This is a genomic window from Streptomyces sp. SID5469, assembly GCF_009862865.1.
GTDB lineage: Bacteria > Actinomycetota > Actinomycetes > Streptomycetales > Streptomycetaceae > Streptomyces > Streptomyces avermitilis.
Genome location: NZ_WWIN01000001.1, coordinates 5191380 through 5207548, shown reverse-complemented (window position 1 = coordinate 5207548; position 16169 = coordinate 5191380). Strand labels below are relative to the sequence as shown.

Below are 16169 nucleotides of genomic sequence, written 5' to 3'. Positions count from 1 at the left end.
GTTGCACACCTGGGAGGAACGGGGATGACGGCCGAGGCACCACGGGACGACGGGCAGGGGAAGTTCCAGGACGTCTGGGACGACCTGGTCCTGGACGAGGACTTCATACGGTCCGCCGAGGCGGCGGAGCCCTCCGCGCGGGCCCGGATGCTGGCCGCGCGCTGGCGCGACGAGGCGCCCGATCCGCAGCCCTGGCGGTCCGACGAGCCGCCTGCGGGGTGGTTCTTCAGCAAGGCGCGTCGCCGCAGGTGGCGGCGACGGTAGCCCTGCGGCCCCGCTTTTATTCAGTGGCGTCCAACTCGGCGTACGGGCACAGTAGTCATGTCCCCGACGCCGGATCGAGCCGGCGCCACGTTCTGGGAGAGGAGCCGACGATGTTCAGCGACAGTACGTCGAGCTCCCGACGGGACAGCCCGCGGCGGACTCCGGAGTAGTTACCCCTCCGTCGAGTCCGCACCGCACGGGGAGCTGTCCGGGGCGGCCGCTTCGAGCGCGCGATCACCGCGCGGGCCGCCCACCCGGAGGATTGGCCGAGTGGTAAGGCACCGGCTTGCTAAGCCGTGGTCGGGGGGTAACCCCTGCGCGCGTTCGATCCGCGCATCCTCCGCAAGACATGAGCGTTCCGGGCACCCACCTGCCCGTACCGCTTATCCCAGCAACCGCTCCAGCACCACCGCGATGCCGTCCTCCTCATGGGAGAGTGTCACCTCGTCCGCCACCGCCAGAAGCTCCTCGTGCGCGTTGGACATGGCGACGCCGTGTGCCGCCCACGCGAACATCGGAATGTCGTTCGGCATGTCGCCGAAGGCGATCGTGTCCGCGGCCTTCAGGCGCAGACGGCGGGCGGCCAGGGACAGCCCGGTCGCCTTGGACAGCCCCAGGGGGAGGAGTTCCACTATGCCCTCGCCCGCCATCGTCACGCCCACGAGCCCGCCCGCGACCTGTGTCGCCACCGCCGCGAGTTCGTCGTCGGTCAGCGTCGGGTGCTGGACGTACACCTTGTTCAGCGGCGCCGACCAGAGGTCCGCCGCGTCCCGGATCGGCTGAACCGGCAGCGGGCCGCCCTGCACGCGATAGCCGGGGCCGACCAGGACCTCACCGTCCAGGCCGTCGCGGCTCGCGGCCAGCAGCAGCGGGCCGACCTCCGCTTCGATCTTCGCCAGGGCCAGACCGGCCAGCTGCCGGTCCAGGGTCACGGAGGTGAGCAGCCGGTGCTCCCCCGCGTCGTACACCTGTGCCCCCTGGCCGCACACCGCGAGGCCCTGGTAGCCGAGGTCGTCGAGGATGTGCCGCGTCCACGGCACCGCCCGCCCGGTGACCACGATGTGCGCGGCGCCCGCCGCGGTCACCGCGGCAAGCGCCGCACGCGTACGCGCCGAGACCGTCCCGTCGGAACGCAGCAGCGTCCCGTCGAGATCGGTCGCGACCAGCTTGTAGGGAAACCCCTCCGCGGAGGAACCCGGAGCGGGGCTGCTCACTTGGCTACCGGCTCCAGGAGCTCCCGGCCGCCCAGGTACGGACGCAGCATCTCGGGCACCCGCACGGAGCCGTCGGGCAGCTGGTGGTTCTCCAGGATCGCCACGATCGTGCGCGGTACGGCGCACAGGGTGCCGTTCAGCGTCGCCAGCGGCTGCACCTTCTTGCCGTCGCGCATACGGACGGACAGCCGACGCGCCTGGAAGCTGTCGCAGTTGGAGGCGCTGGTCAGCTCGCGGTACTTGCCCTGCGTCGGGATCCACGCCTCGCAGTCGAACTTGCGGGTCGCGGAGGCGCCGAGGTCGCCCGAGGCCACGTCGATGACCTGGAAGGGCAGCTCGAGGCCGGTCAGCCACTGCTTCTCCCACTCCAGGAGCCGCTTGTGCTCGTTCTCCGCGTCCTCGGGAGCGACGTACGAGAACATCTCGACCTTGTCGAACTGGTGCACACGGAAGATGCCGCGGGTGTCCTTGCCGTAGGTGCCGGCCTCGCGGCGGAAGCACGGCGAGAAGCCCGCGTACCGCATCGGCAGCTTGTCGGCGTCGAGGATCTCGTCCATGTGGTACGCCGCGAGCGGGACCTCGGAGGTGCCGACCAGGTAGTAGTCGTCCTTCTCCAGGTGGTACACGTTCTCCGACGCCTGGCCGAGGAAGCCGGTGCCCTCCATGGCGCGCGGGCGGACCAGCGCGGGGGTCAGCATCGGGATGAAGCCGGCCTCGGTGGCCTGCGCGATCGCCGCGTTGACGAGGGCGAGCTCCAGGAGCGCGCCGACGCCCGTCAGGTAGTAGAAGCGCGAGCCGGACACCTTGGCGCCCCGCTCGACGTCGATGGCGCCGAGCGCCTCGCCGAGCTCCAGGTGGTCCTTGGGCTCGAAGCCCTCGGCGCCGAAGTCACGGATGGTGCCGTGCGTCTCCAGGACGACGAAGTCCTCCTCGCCGCCGACCGGGACGTCGGGGTGCACGAGGTTGCCGAGCTGGAGGAGAAGGCGCTTGGCCTCCTCGTCGGCCTCGTGCTGCTCGACGTCGGCCGCCTTGACGTCGGCCTTGAGCTGCTCGGCCTTCTTCAGCAGCTCGGCGCGCTCTTCGGGGGAGGCCTTGGGGATCAGCTTGCCGAGCGCCTTCTGCTCGGAACGGAGCTCGTCGAAGCGGACGCCGGACGACCTGCGCCGCTCGTCGGCGGAGAGGAGGGAGTCGACGAGCGCGACGTCCTCTCCACGGGCGCGCTGGGAGGCGCGAACACGGTCGGGGTCCTCACGGAGCAGGCGAAGGTCAATCACCCCTCAAGGCTACCGGTGCGAGGTTCGGGCACACGACCCGGAATTGCAGTACGCAACTTTTGTGATGGTGTGGGCTGAATGCCCGAGTAGATTGATCAAGTCAATGAAAAGCGACACGTCCCCCTGAAAGGTGCTGGGTGGACATCTCGGGTTGACCGGATTCGCTTGCGGCGGGCGGAACTTGGGGAGTCGCTTGTCCACAGGAATCCACACCCCCGTGGAGTTATCCACAGGCTGTGCGGAAGATCTGTGGACTCCGGAAGTGATCGTTCCTAAAGCCGCATGCCGGGCAAAGAATTCTCGGTTCAAACCATCCCCACCCCCACTTTCGAGTGGAAATGGTTCCCTCTAAAGAGTCGATCAAAGGAAAAGGGTGGACGAAGGGCGAGGTGCGAGGCTGTGGACGGAGTTGGGGTCTGTAGACCGATTTGTCGACTGTGTAGCGCTTCGTTGTCGACTTGTCCCCAGGTCGAGAAGGAGCCCTGTGGATAACTTCTGTGGACAGTGCGGTGGACAGCGAAAATGTGCAGGTAGGACCGGCGGGCCGAAATCGGTGAAGGCTGGGCCGAAATCGGTGAAGGCTGGGCCGGAATCGGTGAAGGCCTAGAACCGGCCGTCCTGGCAGCGCGCCACCCAGTCCGAGGCCTTCACGAACTCGTCGTCCGACGTCCCCGGCAGCGCGGTCGGGACGTCCTCCGCCCTGACGCCCGCGCGCGGGTACGAGCCGAGGAATCGCACCTGTAGGCAGATCCGCTTCAGGCCCATCAGGGTTTCGGCCACCCGTCGGTCGGAGATGTGTCCCTCGGCGTCGATGCAGAAGCAGTAGTTCCCGATACCCGCTCCGGTCGGGCGGGACTGCAGCAGCATCAGGTTGACGCCTCGTACGGCGAACTCGCCCAGCAGGTCGCGCAGCCCGCCGGGGTGGTCGTCGCGCTGCCACAGGACGATGGACGTCTTGTCCGCGCCGGTCGGCGCCGCGGGCCGGGCGGGCCTGCCCACCAGGACGAACCGCGTCTGCGCGTTCTCCGCGTCGTGGATGCCGGTCTCCAGCGGCACCAGACCGTACTTGGCCGCCGCGAACTCGCCCGCGAAGGCGGCGTCGTACCGGCCCTCCTGGACGAGGCGCGCCCCGTCCGCGTTCGAGGCCGCCGATTCCCAGACGACGTCCGGGAGGTTCGCCTTCATCCAGTTGCGGACCTGCGGCTGCGCGGCGGGGTGTGCGGTGACCGTCTTGATCTCCGACAGCTTCGTGTCCGGCCTGACCAGCAGGGCGAAGGTGATCGAGAGCAGCACCTCGCGGTAGATCATCAGCGGCTCGCCCGCGACCAGCTCGTCGAGGGTGGTCGTGATGCCGCCCTCCACGGAGTTCTCGATCGGGACGAACGCGGCCTCGGCCTCGCCGTTGCGCACGGCGTCGAGCGCGGCGGGCACCGACACCATCGGGACGAGCTCCCGGGTCGCGGCCTCCGGCAGCGTGCGCAGGGCGACTTCGGTGAAAGTGCCCTCGGGACCGAGATACGCATAGCTGGCTGGCATGAGGTCACCCTAATGGGCCTTGCGGAACTCGGCTCATGCCTGTGGAAACCGTGGCCCCAAAGGGGGATCCTCATCCCTCCAACAGCCGCTGCCCCACGTACTCGCCGTCCGCCGCCCCGCCCGGCACCGCGAACAGCCCGCTCGCCTCGTGCCGGATGAAGTGCGACAGCGCGTCCCCCCGGTCGAGCTTGCGCTGCACCGGTACGAAGCCGCGCAGCGGGTCCGCCTGCCAGCAGATGAAGAGCAGGCCCGCGTCGGGTACCCCGTCCGGATCGAAGCCGTCGTGGAAGGAGAAGGGGCGGCGGAGCATGGCCGCGCCCCCGTTCTGGTCGGGCCGGGTGATGCGGGCGTGCGCGTTGAGGGGGACGACCAGGTTGCCGTCGGCGTCGGTCTTCTGCAGCTTCATCGCCGTGGTCTCGGTACCGCCGCTCAGCGGCGCCCCGTCGGACTTGCGGCGCCCGATGACCTGCTCCTGGGCCGTGACCGAGAGCTTCTCCCAGTCGTCGAGGAGCATGCGGATACGGCGTACGACGGCGTACGAGCCGTTCGCCATCCACTCCGGGTGGCCGGACGCGGGCACGAAGATCCGCTGGTCGAAGTCTGCTTCGGCCGGCTTCGGATTGCGCGTCCCGTCGATCTGGCCCATCAGGTTGCGGGCCGTCATCGGCTGCGCGGTGGCGCCCGGGGACCGGTTGAAGCCGTTCATCTGCCAACGCACACGGGCCGCACTGCCCGTGTCCTTCTGGATCGCGCGCAGGGCGTGGAAGGCGACGAGCGCGTCGTTCGCACCGATCTGCACCCACAGATCGCCGTTGCTGCGGGTCTTGTCGAGGTGGTCGGAGGAGAAGTCCGGCAGCGGGTCGAGGGCGACCGGGCGCTGCTTCTCCAGTCCCGTCCGGGCGAAGAAGCTGTGGCCGAAGCCGAAGGTGACCGTCAGGGAGGACGGGCCGGCGTCGCGGGCGACGTCGGTGTCGTCGAGTGCGGCCGCCTCGCCCGCCATCAGCCGCTGGGCGGTGGCCGACCAGCGGCGCAGCAGCGCGGCGGCCTCCTTGCGGCCCGCGCCCGCGGCGAGGTCGAAGGCGACGACGTGGCCGCGGGCCTGGAGGGCGGTGGTGATGCCCGGCTGATGTTTCCCGTGAAACATCACCCGGTCCGCGCCGAGCGACGCCAGGAGCGCGGTCTTCTCGGCGGAGGGCGCCGCCGCGTATCCGGCGGCCCCGCCGACCGCGCCGAGGGCGAGCCCGGTGGCCCCGGCGGTGCCGAGCAGCCGCCGCCGCGAAAAGACGCCCCTGGAGAGCGTGTTTTCGGAAACGGCATCCCCAGGAGTGCTGTTTTCGGAAACAGCGTTCTTGGGGGAGCCCTTTGCGGAAACGGCACCCTGAGGAGAAGGGACGCCTGCGGAAGACGCCTCCGGCGTGGAGTGGTCAGCCATGGTGGAGTTCAGCCGATCTTCGCGTTCTTGTTCACGGTCGCCTGGTCAATGTCGGAGGTCCGCACGGTCACCGTGATCTTCCAGTCGCCCGCCATGGGGATCTGCACGCCGCTCGCCGTCCAGTGGCCGGTGGCGATGCGGTCGGGCACCACGGGCAGCGGTCCGATGTCCTTCGCGTCGAGCGTGAAGGCCACCTTCACCTCGGGGACGTCGAACGCCTTGCCGTTCGGCCGCGTCACGAAGACGTGCATCTCGTTGCCGCCGACGCGGGCCGGGTCGAGGGTCAGCCGCGCGGTGCCCTTGCCGTCCTGGCCGCCCGTGTCGAACGGGATCGTCAGTGACAGCGGCCCGGACCGCTGGGAGGCGGAGGCGGTGACCGCCTTGGCCGCCTCCTCCGTGCGCCCCGGCTCGGTGGATGTCAGCGCGGTGGTGACGGCGAGCAGCACGACCGCGACGCCCGCCTCGGCGAGCACCGAGCGGCGCAGCCCGGAGCGGAGCGGGTCGGCGTCGCGGATCCGCTTCTGGCGGGCGGTGGCCACGGCGACGCGCTGCCGGGCGAGCTGAGCGGCACGCCGGGAGTCTCCGGCGTCTTCCGGACCCTTGTCGGAGGCGTCGGAGGCGTCGGAGGCCTCTGAGGAGTGGGAGCCGGGGGAGGCAGCGGCCATGGATGAGGCGCCGACTGCCGGGGAGGCACCGGCGGCCACCTCCGCCCGCTGCTTCTCTTCCGCATCCGCCGTCTCGGTCGTATCCGTCGCGTCCGTCGCGTCCGTGGCATCTGTTGCGTCGGCCGTCACAGCGGTCTCGGCCGTAGCCGTGGCCTCCGGCGTCTCCGGCAGCCGCGCCGTCCAGCGTCGGGAGATCCATGCGATGCCGACGAGAACGGCTACCAGGCCGACCTTCACCAGCAGCAACTGTCCGTACGTCGTATCGGTGAGCGCCGACCACGAACCGACCTGCCGCCACGACTGGTAGAGCCCGGTCACGGTCAGCGCCACCACGCTTGCGAAGGCGACGCGAGAGAAACGGCGTACGGCCGCCACCTCGATCGACGGTGCCCGGTACAGGGCCACGAGCAGCGTCGTAAGCCCGCCCAGCCAGAGGGCGACGGCCAGCAGGTGCAGTACGTCCACGGGCATCGCGAGCCCGGCCTGGATGCCGGTCGAGGCGTGCTCGGCCATCGCCCAGGACGCCGCGAGCCCCGCTGCGACGACGGTCCCGCCGATCGCCAGCCCGAAGGTGAGGTCCTTCTTCTCGGCGGCCCGGTCGGCGTCGGAACCGCTCTTCTCGGTCTCGCCGTCCTCGTCCTCGCCCTCTGCGTCTGCGTTCTCGGCGTCCCGCTTCACATACGCCCCGAAGAGCACGGCGATGAACAGCGCCGCTGCCGCGAGGAGCAGCAGTCGCGAGACCAGTGCCGCGCCCGCCTTGGTCTGCAGGACCTGGCCGAGGAGCGTCAGATCGAAGATGTCGCCCACCTTGCCGGAGCCGGTGTACGAGCCGCGCAGGAGCAGCAGCGCGAGCGTCGCGGAGGTGAGCGCGACCCAGCCGGAGACCACGAGCCGCTGCACCGCCCGCACCGCCGCCCCGCGCTGCCAGCAGGCCAGTACGAAGGCACCGCCGCCGACCATGAGGATGAAGCCCGCGTACGAGACGTACCGGCCGAACCCGTAGAGCCCGCCGACGACTCCGCCGCCCGCCGTCTGGTCGGACAGCGAGACGGAGGTCGTGGACGGCGCGCCGATGGAGAAGGTGAAGGCGCCGGAGACGGGGTGGCTGTCGGCGGACACCACCTGGTAGGAGACGGTGAACGTGCCGTCGGGCAGGCCCGAGTGCAGCTTGACGCCGTACGTCGTACCGCTCGGGTTGGATGCCTTGCCGGTGTCGACCCGCTTGCCGCTGGGGTCCAGTACGCGCACCGAGCCGTCGGACAGCGCGACCTTCTCGGAGAAGGTGAGCGAGACCTGGGTGGGTGCCTTGTCGACCACCGCTCCCTGTGCGGGGTCGCTCCCGGTCAGCGCGGCGTGCGCGGAGACGGGCGCGGCGCCGGCCAGGAGCGCGCCGGCGACAGCGAGGAACAGCAACAGCAGCGTTCCCACACGGGAAGTGCCACGGGCAGTACGGGCAGTACCGCGGGAAGTGCCACGGGCAGTACCGCGGGCAGTGCCCTGGGACGTGGCGCGGGACGCGCCGCAGGGCGTGCGGGACGTACCTCGTGAAGTGCTGCCGGAATTGCCTCGCGAAGCGGCACGGGGAGCGGTGGTCTGCGTCAAGGTGATCCCTCCCTCAGTGTCCGGTCTTCGGGTTGTAGGTGGCGGCCTTCACCGGCATCTCCACCGCGACCGTGCCGGACTTGGCGAAGTGCAGCTTCACCGACACCTTCTCGCCCTGCTCCGGCTTGTGGGTGAGCTTTTCGAACATGAGGTGGTTGCCGCCGCTCGCGAAGTCGAGCTGTCCCTTCGCGGGTACGGGGAAGGACGTCTCCTCCTCCATGGCGCCGCCCTTGGTGGAGTGCAGGGTGACGTCGGCGGAGAGATCGCTGGACACCGAGGTCAGGGTGTCGGCGCCCCCGGAGTTGGCGACAGTGAAGAAGCCGGCCGCCATGGTGCCCATGGAGGGGGCGGGCATATAGGCGCCGGTGACCTTCAGTTCGGGCTTGGCGGAGGACGCGGACGCCGCCTCGTCGTCCGAGCCGCAGCCCGCGAGCGCCAGGGCCACGGCCAGGCCCACGGCGGCTCCTGCGGGACGCCTCACGGGTTCTCCCCCTTGGCGAGCTTGGGGAGGTCCTTGGTGTAGTCGTCGACGGTGGTCTGGTCGTCGTACAGCACATAGCCGCCGTCGGTCTTCGGCGAGAACGCGATGACCTGGGTGCCGTGCGTGGAGACGATCTTGCCGTTCTTGTCCTTGTGCGGCGCCTCGATGGAGATGCCGAGCGTGCGGGCGCCGGCCTGGATCGTGTCGAAGTCGCCGGTCAGGCCGACGACGTCGGGGTCGATGCCCTTGAGCCACTTGCCGAGTTCAGCGGGAGTGTCCCGCTTCGGGTCGGTGGTGACGAACACGATGCGGAGCTTGTCCTGCGTCGCCTTGGGCAGCTGCTTCTTGGCGACGGCGAGGTTGTTCATCGTCAGCGGGCAGACGTCGGGGCAGTTGGTGTAGCCGAAATAGATCAGCGTCGGCCTGCCCTTGGTCTCCGCGCGCAGGTCGTACTTCTTGCCGTGCGTGTCGGTGAGGACGAGGTCGGGCTTCTCGAACGGACTGTCGAGGACCACCGCCGCCTTGTCCGAACCGGTCTCGGCGGACACATCCGCGATGGGCTTGTTGCTGTCGTCGCCGGTGCCGCAGGCGGAGAGGCTCAGAGCGGCGGCGGCGAACAGCGCGGCCGCGGCATACGTCTTCTTGCGCATAGAAAAATGTCCCAGATGTGAGGACCCCGGTGCGCACCGGGGTCGTACGACGCGATGACCAGGCCGTACGACTCCGCGGTGCGCACCGGAGAGGTGCTTGAGCCTCAGGCGCTCGTACGCCGGCGGCCGGCCAGAACGCCGTACGCCACGCCCGCGACGCCGACGACGATGCCCACGACGCCGAGGACCCGGGCGGTGGTGTCGCTGCTGTCGGCGGAGGAGGCCTCGGTGCTGCTGTCGGCGGCCGACTTGGAGGTGTCGGAGGCGTCCTCGGCGGTCGAGGAGCCGTGGTGGCCGTCCGTGGACGCGGCGGACAGGGCGAGCACCGGAGCCGGGTTCTCGGGCTCCTCCTGGCCCTCCTTCTGCGGCTCGATCCAGCGCACGACCTCCTTGTTGTCGTACGTCTGGAGGGCCTTGAAGACGAGTTCGTCGGTGTCCTCGGGGAGCGCGCCGATGGAGAGCGGGAACTTCTGGAAGAAGCCCGGCTCGACGCCCTTGCCGGTGGCGGTCCAGGTGACCTTGGAGACGGCCTCGTCGATCTTCTCGCCGTGCAGGGTGAGCGGCTTGGCCAGCTTGGACTTGGTGACCTTGACGCTCCAGCCGTCGATCGGCTGCGGCATGACGGAGGCGAGCGGGTGGTCGGCCGGGAAGCTCACCTCGAGCTTGGTGGTCGAGGCGTCGTCGCGCTCGTTGGGGACCTTGAAGTTCACGGTCGCGTAGCCGCCCTTGGCGGCCTCGCCCTCGGGCTGCACGCTGACGTGCGCGAAGGCGGGGGCGGACAGGACGAGGACGGCCGAGGCGGCGGCGACACCGGCGGCGGCGATACGGGTTGCCTTCATGGCAGAGAACACTCCACTTCGAGTAACAGTCCGTGCGGAAGGAGGACGCGCGTGCGCGGCGGCATGGGCTCACAGAAGTGACGACTGTTCATGGGAGTACGACTCCCAAGGAGTGACGACTGCGGACCTGCACGGGCACGCGCGCGTGCCGCGCGACGGCAGCCCCTCCGCTGGAATCCGTGGGACGAGGGGAGTGGTGCGTCGCTTCAGGCGGCGAGGACGAGCGCGGCGGCGGGTGGCGGGCCGCGCCGGATCACCGTGTGCTGGAGCGCGGTGGTCGGCGGCTTCGGCGGTACGAGCAGTGCCGTGCGCGGGGCGCGCGGGGCCGTGTCGGGCGTACCGGGAAGTCCGGCCAACAGGGCGCGTACGAGCGTGAGCGCCCCGCGCAGGGAGCGTACGAGTGCGCCCTCCGCGACGCCGTGCGCCGACAGCCGGATGAGACGCAGCAGCGCCATGTCTCCACGACGCAGCACCCAGCCGGCGGCGACGGCTGCGAGAACGTGACCGAGCAGCATGGGCAGGGACGGCAGCATCGCCATTGAGGAACCGGCCGCGGTCGGTACGGCGTCCGCGGCATGGTGCATGGAGGCCGAGACCATGCCCGTGCCCGTGCCCGTGCCCGTGCTTGTACCCGTGTCGAGTCGCGCCTCGGCGAGGATCCGCTGGGCCTGTGCGGGACTGATCGCCGCGACGGAGCTCCCGCACGCGAGCCGTGCGGCCCGTTCCACGAGGGACCCGTCGCCCATGGAGGCCATGGAAGCCATGGAACTCATGGAGCCCATGGAGCCCATGGACATGCCGCCCGACGTCATCGACGTACCGGAGACCTGCCCGAGCCCGAACAGCGTGTGCAGCACCGACTGGCCGACCGCGAGGGCCGCGGCGATGCCCGGCAGCGCACGCTCGCGCCCGGCGAGCGCCGCGGCGACGGTGAAGACGGCGAGGAACCCGGCGCCCAGCGTCCACAGCGGAACAGCGGTGCAGGAGGCGAGACCATGACCGGCCGCGGCCAGCACGACACAGACCGCGGCGAACACCGCGGCCCTCAGAACCCGGAGATCGCATCCGGAGCGCGCCGCGCGCTGGCGGGGGGCAGTCATGGCGGGCTCATCATCGCACTGGCCTTACCCCGCCCATACGGCAGGTCCGCAAGGTGGCCTACGTGCGGGAACCGGGAGAGTGACCCGGAACGTCATGTTCTGTGGTGAGTCGCCCTCACATACACCGATCCCGACGGTCGCGCATCCGCCATATGGGCGGTATCACGGCGACAGGGCGATTGCACCCCGGTACTTGCGGCAATACGTAACGGTATGTCGAGCCGCAGCCAGGAGGCTGGAGCATGAGCATCTGGTGGTCACTCCATTTGCGGCGCGATGCTGCGAGCGTGCCGCTCGCCCGTCGGCTCCTGCTGGGCACGATGGAGACCGCGGGCGTCGATCCCGACATTTCCTACGACCTGTCGGTCGCCCTCAGCGAAGCCTGCGCCAACGCGGTGGAACACGGCGGCGACGCCGCGCTCGGCGGCACGTCCGAGGCGTACCGGGTCACCGCCTACCTCGACGGCGAGAAGTGCCGCATCGAAGTCGCCGACTCCGGCCCGGGTTTCCCGTCCGGCCGGTCCCGCCCCGTGATCCGCGCCGCGCACATGGACGCCGAGCACGGCCGCGGCCTCGGACTCATCCAGGAACTCGCCGACCACGTCCACATCGGCAACAAACCGGGCCGGGGCGGGGCGGTGGTCAGCTTCGACAAGATCCTCAAATGGCGCAAGGGCGCGCCACTGGTCACCGCGTCCTGATCCTGACGCCGACCCCCTCCTCACTCAACGTGACCGCCGCTACACTCCAGGTCCCTGGTCGAGCACAGCAGAGGGCCAGGCACGTGAGCGGACAACGGGGGGTGCCGTGACGGCAAGGTTCACGCCACTGGACATGGCTCAGAGACTGGGCAGGACCGAGCAGCGACAGATCCGCCCCTCGATTCCTCCTCAGGTCCACAGCAGGAGCGACAGCCACCCCAGGCGCACGGCGTCCCCGTCGCCCGCGCCGTCCGAGCCGACGCTGACCGCCCTCCTGGAGCAGCGCTTCCCCGAGGTCGTCCAGCTGCTGCGGTGGGTGGGTTGTGAGTCCCTCGACGACTGGATGAGCGTCTGGGTCCAGCACCGCGGCGCGGGATGGGTGTACGAAGTCCTCGACGCGGAGCGGGACCCAGGCGGTGTCATCACGGCGTGGAAAGCCGTTCTGGACGCCCGTGACCAGGCCATCCTGGTCCTGGAATCGCTTGTCTTCGAGAGCAACCTGTGCAGATTCGCGGCCGAGGCGTCCGCGAAGATGCCCAGCAGGCTCCGGTACGACAAGACCCTGCACGTGGTCAGGCAGCGCGTGGCTCTCTCCCTGTGGGACCACGCTCTTTCCATCAACTGGTGGCGCCCCTTTGTCTTCTGCCGCGCGTTGCGCCTGGCGCGTACCTATCTGGTCCATGTGGTCCGGGACAACGCCCTGACCGAGGGCAGCAGCAGATTCCAGTTCTCCGGCCGGCTGGGCCAGGCCACCGTGCTGCTGGCGCGGTTCGAACAGGTGGGCGCCGCCGATCTGGAGTCGTCGGCCGCGCACATCCGGGCCTCGATCACGGAGGGGAACCCCGCCGAGGACGCCGTCCCCTATCTCCTGGAGTGCTATCTGCGGCTGCACGACCACACGGGGAACCGGGAGTATCTCGGCCGCGCCGTAAAGACCGACAAGGATTTCCCCGGCGAGCGGCGCGGCACGTCATGGATGCTGCACATGGCCGAGATCTGGTTGCGGCTGGCCGACGGGCTGCCCAAGGGCGACGCCTTCGGCACCTATCTCGAACGAGCCGAGAAGGCGTTACTGGCCGCGGGCGAGCCAGGCGGTGAGGACGCCGTACGTCATGCCCTCCTGGACTGCGTCGCGGCCGCCGCCCGCAGGACCCCCGAACTGGTGCCCCACATAAGGCTCGGGCTGCGACGGCTCAACAACCCCTTCGGGCTCGGCGAGCATCTGCGCCGGTTCGCGGAGGACGGGTACCCGGCCGTGACGCTCCCGGCCACGCTCGTCCACCATCTGCAACGCCGCTTCGAGTCCTCCACCGAACCCCTGCACCGCCGTCTCCTGTCCGACTGCCTGCGGGCGTACATCCAACTGGACGACGTCAGTGAGATGGAACGCGCCCGGCTGCTGCGCAAGGCACTCGACCTCCAGGAGAGGTCGCTCGTGAGAGCCGCTCCGCTGACGGACGAACTCAGCAGGATGCGCTATGCCGACGACCTCCTCGCCACGGCCGAGTTGCAGGGCAACCGCAAGTTCTGGATGGTCGGCATCTCACTTCTGATCCGGGAGACGGCGGCGAACAGCACGTCCTGTGTGCCGCTGGTACGGCTCGGCCGTGAACTGGAGAAGGGCGGGACCCTCAACCGGTCCGAACAGGCGGACATGCGCCGCCGGCTGGGGGACGTCCCGCAGGCCGACCGGTGGATCCGGGCGGTCGCGGAGGGCGACTCCGGCCTCTTCTACGAGGAGGCCGCCGACCGGGCCATCAGCAGCCCCGACCTGGTGCGCCGCAACCTCGGCGGCCGCAGCAACGTGGTCACCGTCGACGACTATCTCGGCTTCACCAGCTCCACCCTCGTCTTCAAACCGACCACGCGGCTCTGCTTCGACCGCGACACCGAGAAATCGGCCGCGGTGGCGCGCACGCTGCGCCGTATGGACGCCGAGGACGAATTCGCCACCATCGACCTGATCACCACCATCTCGGCCACCGATCTGTCGCACAGCGAGGAGCAGTTCCAGATCGGTACGGAGATCATCACCGTACGTCGGTTCGAGCACGGCACGGTGCTCGCCGAGTGCCTGTCGCCCGCATCCCCGGACACGTCCTGTGAACTGCTGAAGCGTGCCGCGAAGTTCCTCGCCTACGTGCACGGTTCCGACGACCCGGCATCGGGGCGGATCGGCGGGGTGCGCAAGGAGGTGCGCAACGAGGTGCGGATGTGGCTGCGGGCGGTGCTGCCCGACGAGCCGTCCGACGGGGCCAACGAGCTCTTCGAGGAGTGGTGGGCCCTGCTGGAGGGGATCGGCCTGCCGCCGCAGCCCCGCAGGGACGCCCACGCCTTCAACTGGCTCGTGACCGACAACGACCGGATCATCGCGGTCGACCTGGAGGCGGCGCGCTGGCGCCCCATGGGCTACGAACTCGCCCAGCTGACGGACGACGTGCCGGCCCTTCCGGTGGACCGCTGGGATCTGCGCCGCGATGTGGTGACCTGCTACGTGGAGGCGCTCACGCGGTGCGCCGGCCCCTCCCGGCCCATTGACGTCGAGAAGGTCTGGGCCGCCTACCGGGCTTCGCTGCTGGCCCGGGCGGTGCGGTGCCTGAGCGACCGGACCAACGAACCGGGGATCCGCGAGCACGGCGAGGCCCTGCTGGACGAGCTGAGCTCGCAGCCGAAGGGCGACCTCACGCGCGATCTCGCGATCAGGCTCCGTGACGCCTGGGCGAAACGGCGCGGCACACCGGGCGACGCCCCGCTGCGGGAGCTGAAGGACGGCCGCAGACGCCGGATCAGCCGGTCGCTCTCCTACCATCTGCGGCACGGGCGGGAGCTGACGCAGAACCCGCAGGGCTGGGTGCCGATCGACTCCCTCGTGCGGGCCCTGGACCCCAAACTCAGGGTCTCCGCAGACGAGTTGATCAGTGTCGCGCGCGCGGTGAGCGAGGAGCGCTTCGAGGTCCGGGGCGATCTCGTCCGAGCCCGCTACGGCCACTCGCGGCCCACGGCGATCGAGTACGAGATCAGAGCACCCGAAGGCCGGCTCTACCACTGCACCCCCACCACCGCGCTCCACAACATCTTTGAGCGCGGCGAGGGGCTGAGGCCGATGACCCGGCAGTGGGTCCACCTGACCACGGACCGCGCCGCGGCCCTCAGCGCCGGGCGGCGGCACGGCCCGTGCACCCTCCTGTGCGTGCCCGACCCCTCCGCGCTGGAATGCCGGCATGCGGGAGGGGCCACTTGGCTCGTCGCCCAAGTCCCGCCCAGCGCGCTGACGGTGGTGCCCCTGCACCGGCTGTTCTCCACGCACGGGTGAGGGACACCGGCTCGACGGGGCTTCGCGGGCCGTCGGCCGACCGGAGTTTCAGCTTTGCCGGCATTCTCAGGCTGCTCACAGCGTGACCCCATGTCCCTGAGGGGCGGCGTCCCTAGCGTCCCGAGCATGACTGGGAACCACACGGACAAAAACATCACCCGGCGCCGCGCGATCGCGGTGACCGGTGGAACGGTCGCGGCCGGTGGGCTCGCCGTCGCCGGATACCAGTCGGCCTTCGCCGACGAGACCACCGCCGACACCGAAGCCACCGCGGCCGACGCGTCCGCCTCGGCGAGCTCCGGCAGCGGCACCTGCGTGCTGATGTCGAGCGTCACCGAGGGGCCGTACTACCTCGACGGCGCGCTCGTGCGCAAGGACATCACCGAGGGCAAGAACGGTGTCCCGCTGACGCTGCGCATCACCGTCCAGGACACCACCGAATCCTGCGCTCCGGTCGCCGGTGCGGCGGTGGAGATCTGGCACTGCGACGCCTGGGGCTACTACTCCGGCTACACCACCGCCAACCCCGGCGGCTCCGCACCCGCCGAGAGCGAGGACGGCTCGACCGCCGACGACCAGACATACCTGCGGGGTTACCAGATCGCCAATGCCAACGGGGTCGTCAAGTTCAAGACGATCTTCCCCGGCTGGTACACCCCGCGCACCTGCCACATCCACGTCAAGGTCCACACGGGCGGCGAGAAGGAGGACGGCACGTACGAGGGCGGCAAGGTCAACCACACCGGCCAGCTCTTCTTCGCCGACGACGCCGCCGAGGAGATCTTCGCCCTGGAGCCGTACTCCAAGCACACCGGCAGCTACACCAAGCTCGACGACGACATGGTCTACGACGGCGGCGGTGCCGCCAGCGGTCTGCTCACTCTCGAACCGGTCCACACGGCGGACCCGTCCAAGGGCTACAAGGGCTACATCATCCTCGGCATCGACCCCGACGCGGAGAACACCGGCGCGGGCAGCGGCGGTGGCGGAACGCCCCCGAGCGGTGCCCCGAGCGATGCCCCCACCGGCACGCCGCCGAGCGGCGCTCCGAGCGACAGCACCTCCCCGTCCGCGTCGGCGTCTTCGTAAGGTACGCCC

The 16169-nt window shown here is 70.0% G+C and carries 13 protein-coding genes and 1 tRNA gene; 5 read left to right on the top strand and 9 right to left on the bottom strand.

The features are described 5' to 3' along the window. Positions 1-24: 24 nt before the first annotated feature. Together GTY58_RS22245 and GTY58_RS22240 are read left to right on the top strand one after the other, a co-directional pair. The gene (locus GTY58_RS22245) at positions 25-264 is read left to right on the top strand and encodes a hypothetical protein (protein ID WP_010985673.1); all 240 of its coding nucleotides are present in this window, start codon (positions 25-27) and stop codon (positions 262-264) included. Between the two features lie 256 nt (positions 265-520). After that, positions 521-607, top strand: a tRNA-Ser gene (locus GTY58_RS22240). Positions 608-647: 40 nt separating this feature from the next. On the opposite strand, the gene GTY58_RS22235 is transcribed toward GTY58_RS22240, so the two are convergent. The 9 genes from GTY58_RS22235 to GTY58_RS22195 form a co-directional block, all read right to left on the bottom strand. After that, positions 648-1478, bottom strand: a complete 831-nt coding sequence (locus tag GTY58_RS22235; RefSeq protein ID WP_010985672.1) for an HAD family hydrolase — start codon at positions 1476-1478, stop codon at positions 648-650. Then, on the bottom strand, positions 1475-2752 hold the full coding sequence (gene serS / locus GTY58_RS22230; RefSeq protein ID WP_010985671.1) for a serine--tRNA ligase: 1278 nt from the start codon (positions 2750-2752) through the stop codon (positions 1475-1477). Before serS ends, GTY58_RS22235 begins: the two co-directional genes overlap by 4 nt. A gap of 603 nt (positions 2753-3355) precedes the next feature. Next, the gene (gene pheA, locus GTY58_RS22225) at positions 3356-4288 is read right to left on the bottom strand and encodes a prephenate dehydratase (protein WP_010985670.1); all 933 of its coding nucleotides are present in this window, start codon (positions 4286-4288) and stop codon (positions 3356-3358) included. Between the two features lie 70 nt (positions 4289-4358). Continuing rightward, complete coding sequence (gene efeB, locus GTY58_RS22220) at positions 4359-5720, bottom strand: iron uptake transporter deferrochelatase/peroxidase subunit (protein ID WP_010985669.1); 1362 nt, start codon at positions 5718-5720, stop codon at positions 4359-4361. Between the two features lie 8 nt (positions 5721-5728). Continuing rightward, on the bottom strand, positions 5729-7813 hold the full coding sequence (locus tag GTY58_RS22215; protein ID WP_010985668.1) for a copper resistance protein CopC: 2085 nt from the start codon (positions 7811-7813) through the stop codon (positions 5729-5731). Between the two features lie 187 nt (positions 7814-8000). Beyond that, positions 8001-8468, bottom strand: a complete 468-nt coding sequence (locus GTY58_RS22210) for a copper chaperone PCu(A)C (protein WP_010985667.1) — start codon at positions 8466-8468, stop codon at positions 8001-8003. After that, on the bottom strand, positions 8465-9118 hold the full coding sequence (locus GTY58_RS22205) for an SCO family protein (protein WP_010985666.1): 654 nt from the start codon (positions 9116-9118) through the stop codon (positions 8465-8467). The genes GTY58_RS22210 and GTY58_RS22205 overlap by 4 nt, the downstream gene beginning before the upstream one ends. A 104-nt stretch (positions 9119-9222) precedes the next feature. After that, positions 9223-9957, bottom strand: a complete 735-nt coding sequence (locus GTY58_RS22200; protein WP_010985665.1) for a YcnI family protein — start codon at positions 9955-9957, stop codon at positions 9223-9225. Between the two features lie 206 nt (positions 9958-10163). Then, positions 10164-11057, bottom strand: coding sequence for a hypothetical protein (locus tag GTY58_RS22195; RefSeq protein WP_010985664.1), 894 nt, complete (start codon positions 11055-11057; stop codon positions 10164-10166). A gap of 242 nt (positions 11058-11299) precedes the next feature. On the opposite strand from GTY58_RS22195, the gene GTY58_RS22190 reads away from it, so the two are divergent. From GTY58_RS22190 to GTY58_RS22180, 3 genes are all read left to right on the top strand, one after another. Continuing rightward, the gene (locus GTY58_RS22190) at positions 11300-11758 is read left to right on the top strand and encodes an ATP-binding protein (protein ID WP_010985663.1); all 459 of its coding nucleotides are present in this window, start codon (positions 11300-11302) and stop codon (positions 11756-11758) included. A gap of 133 nt (positions 11759-11891) precedes the next feature. Beyond that, positions 11892-15071, top strand: coding sequence for an RNA 2'-phosphotransferase (locus tag GTY58_RS22185; RefSeq protein WP_202497478.1), 3180 nt, complete (start codon positions 11892-11894; stop codon positions 15069-15071). 126 nt (positions 15072-15197) lie between these two features. Beyond that, positions 15198-16160: an intradiol ring-cleavage dioxygenase gene (locus GTY58_RS22180; protein WP_037647683.1), complete on the top strand. Its 963-nt coding sequence runs from the start codon at positions 15198-15200 to the stop codon at positions 16158-16160. The last annotated feature ends 9 nt before the right edge of the window (positions 16161-16169 follow it).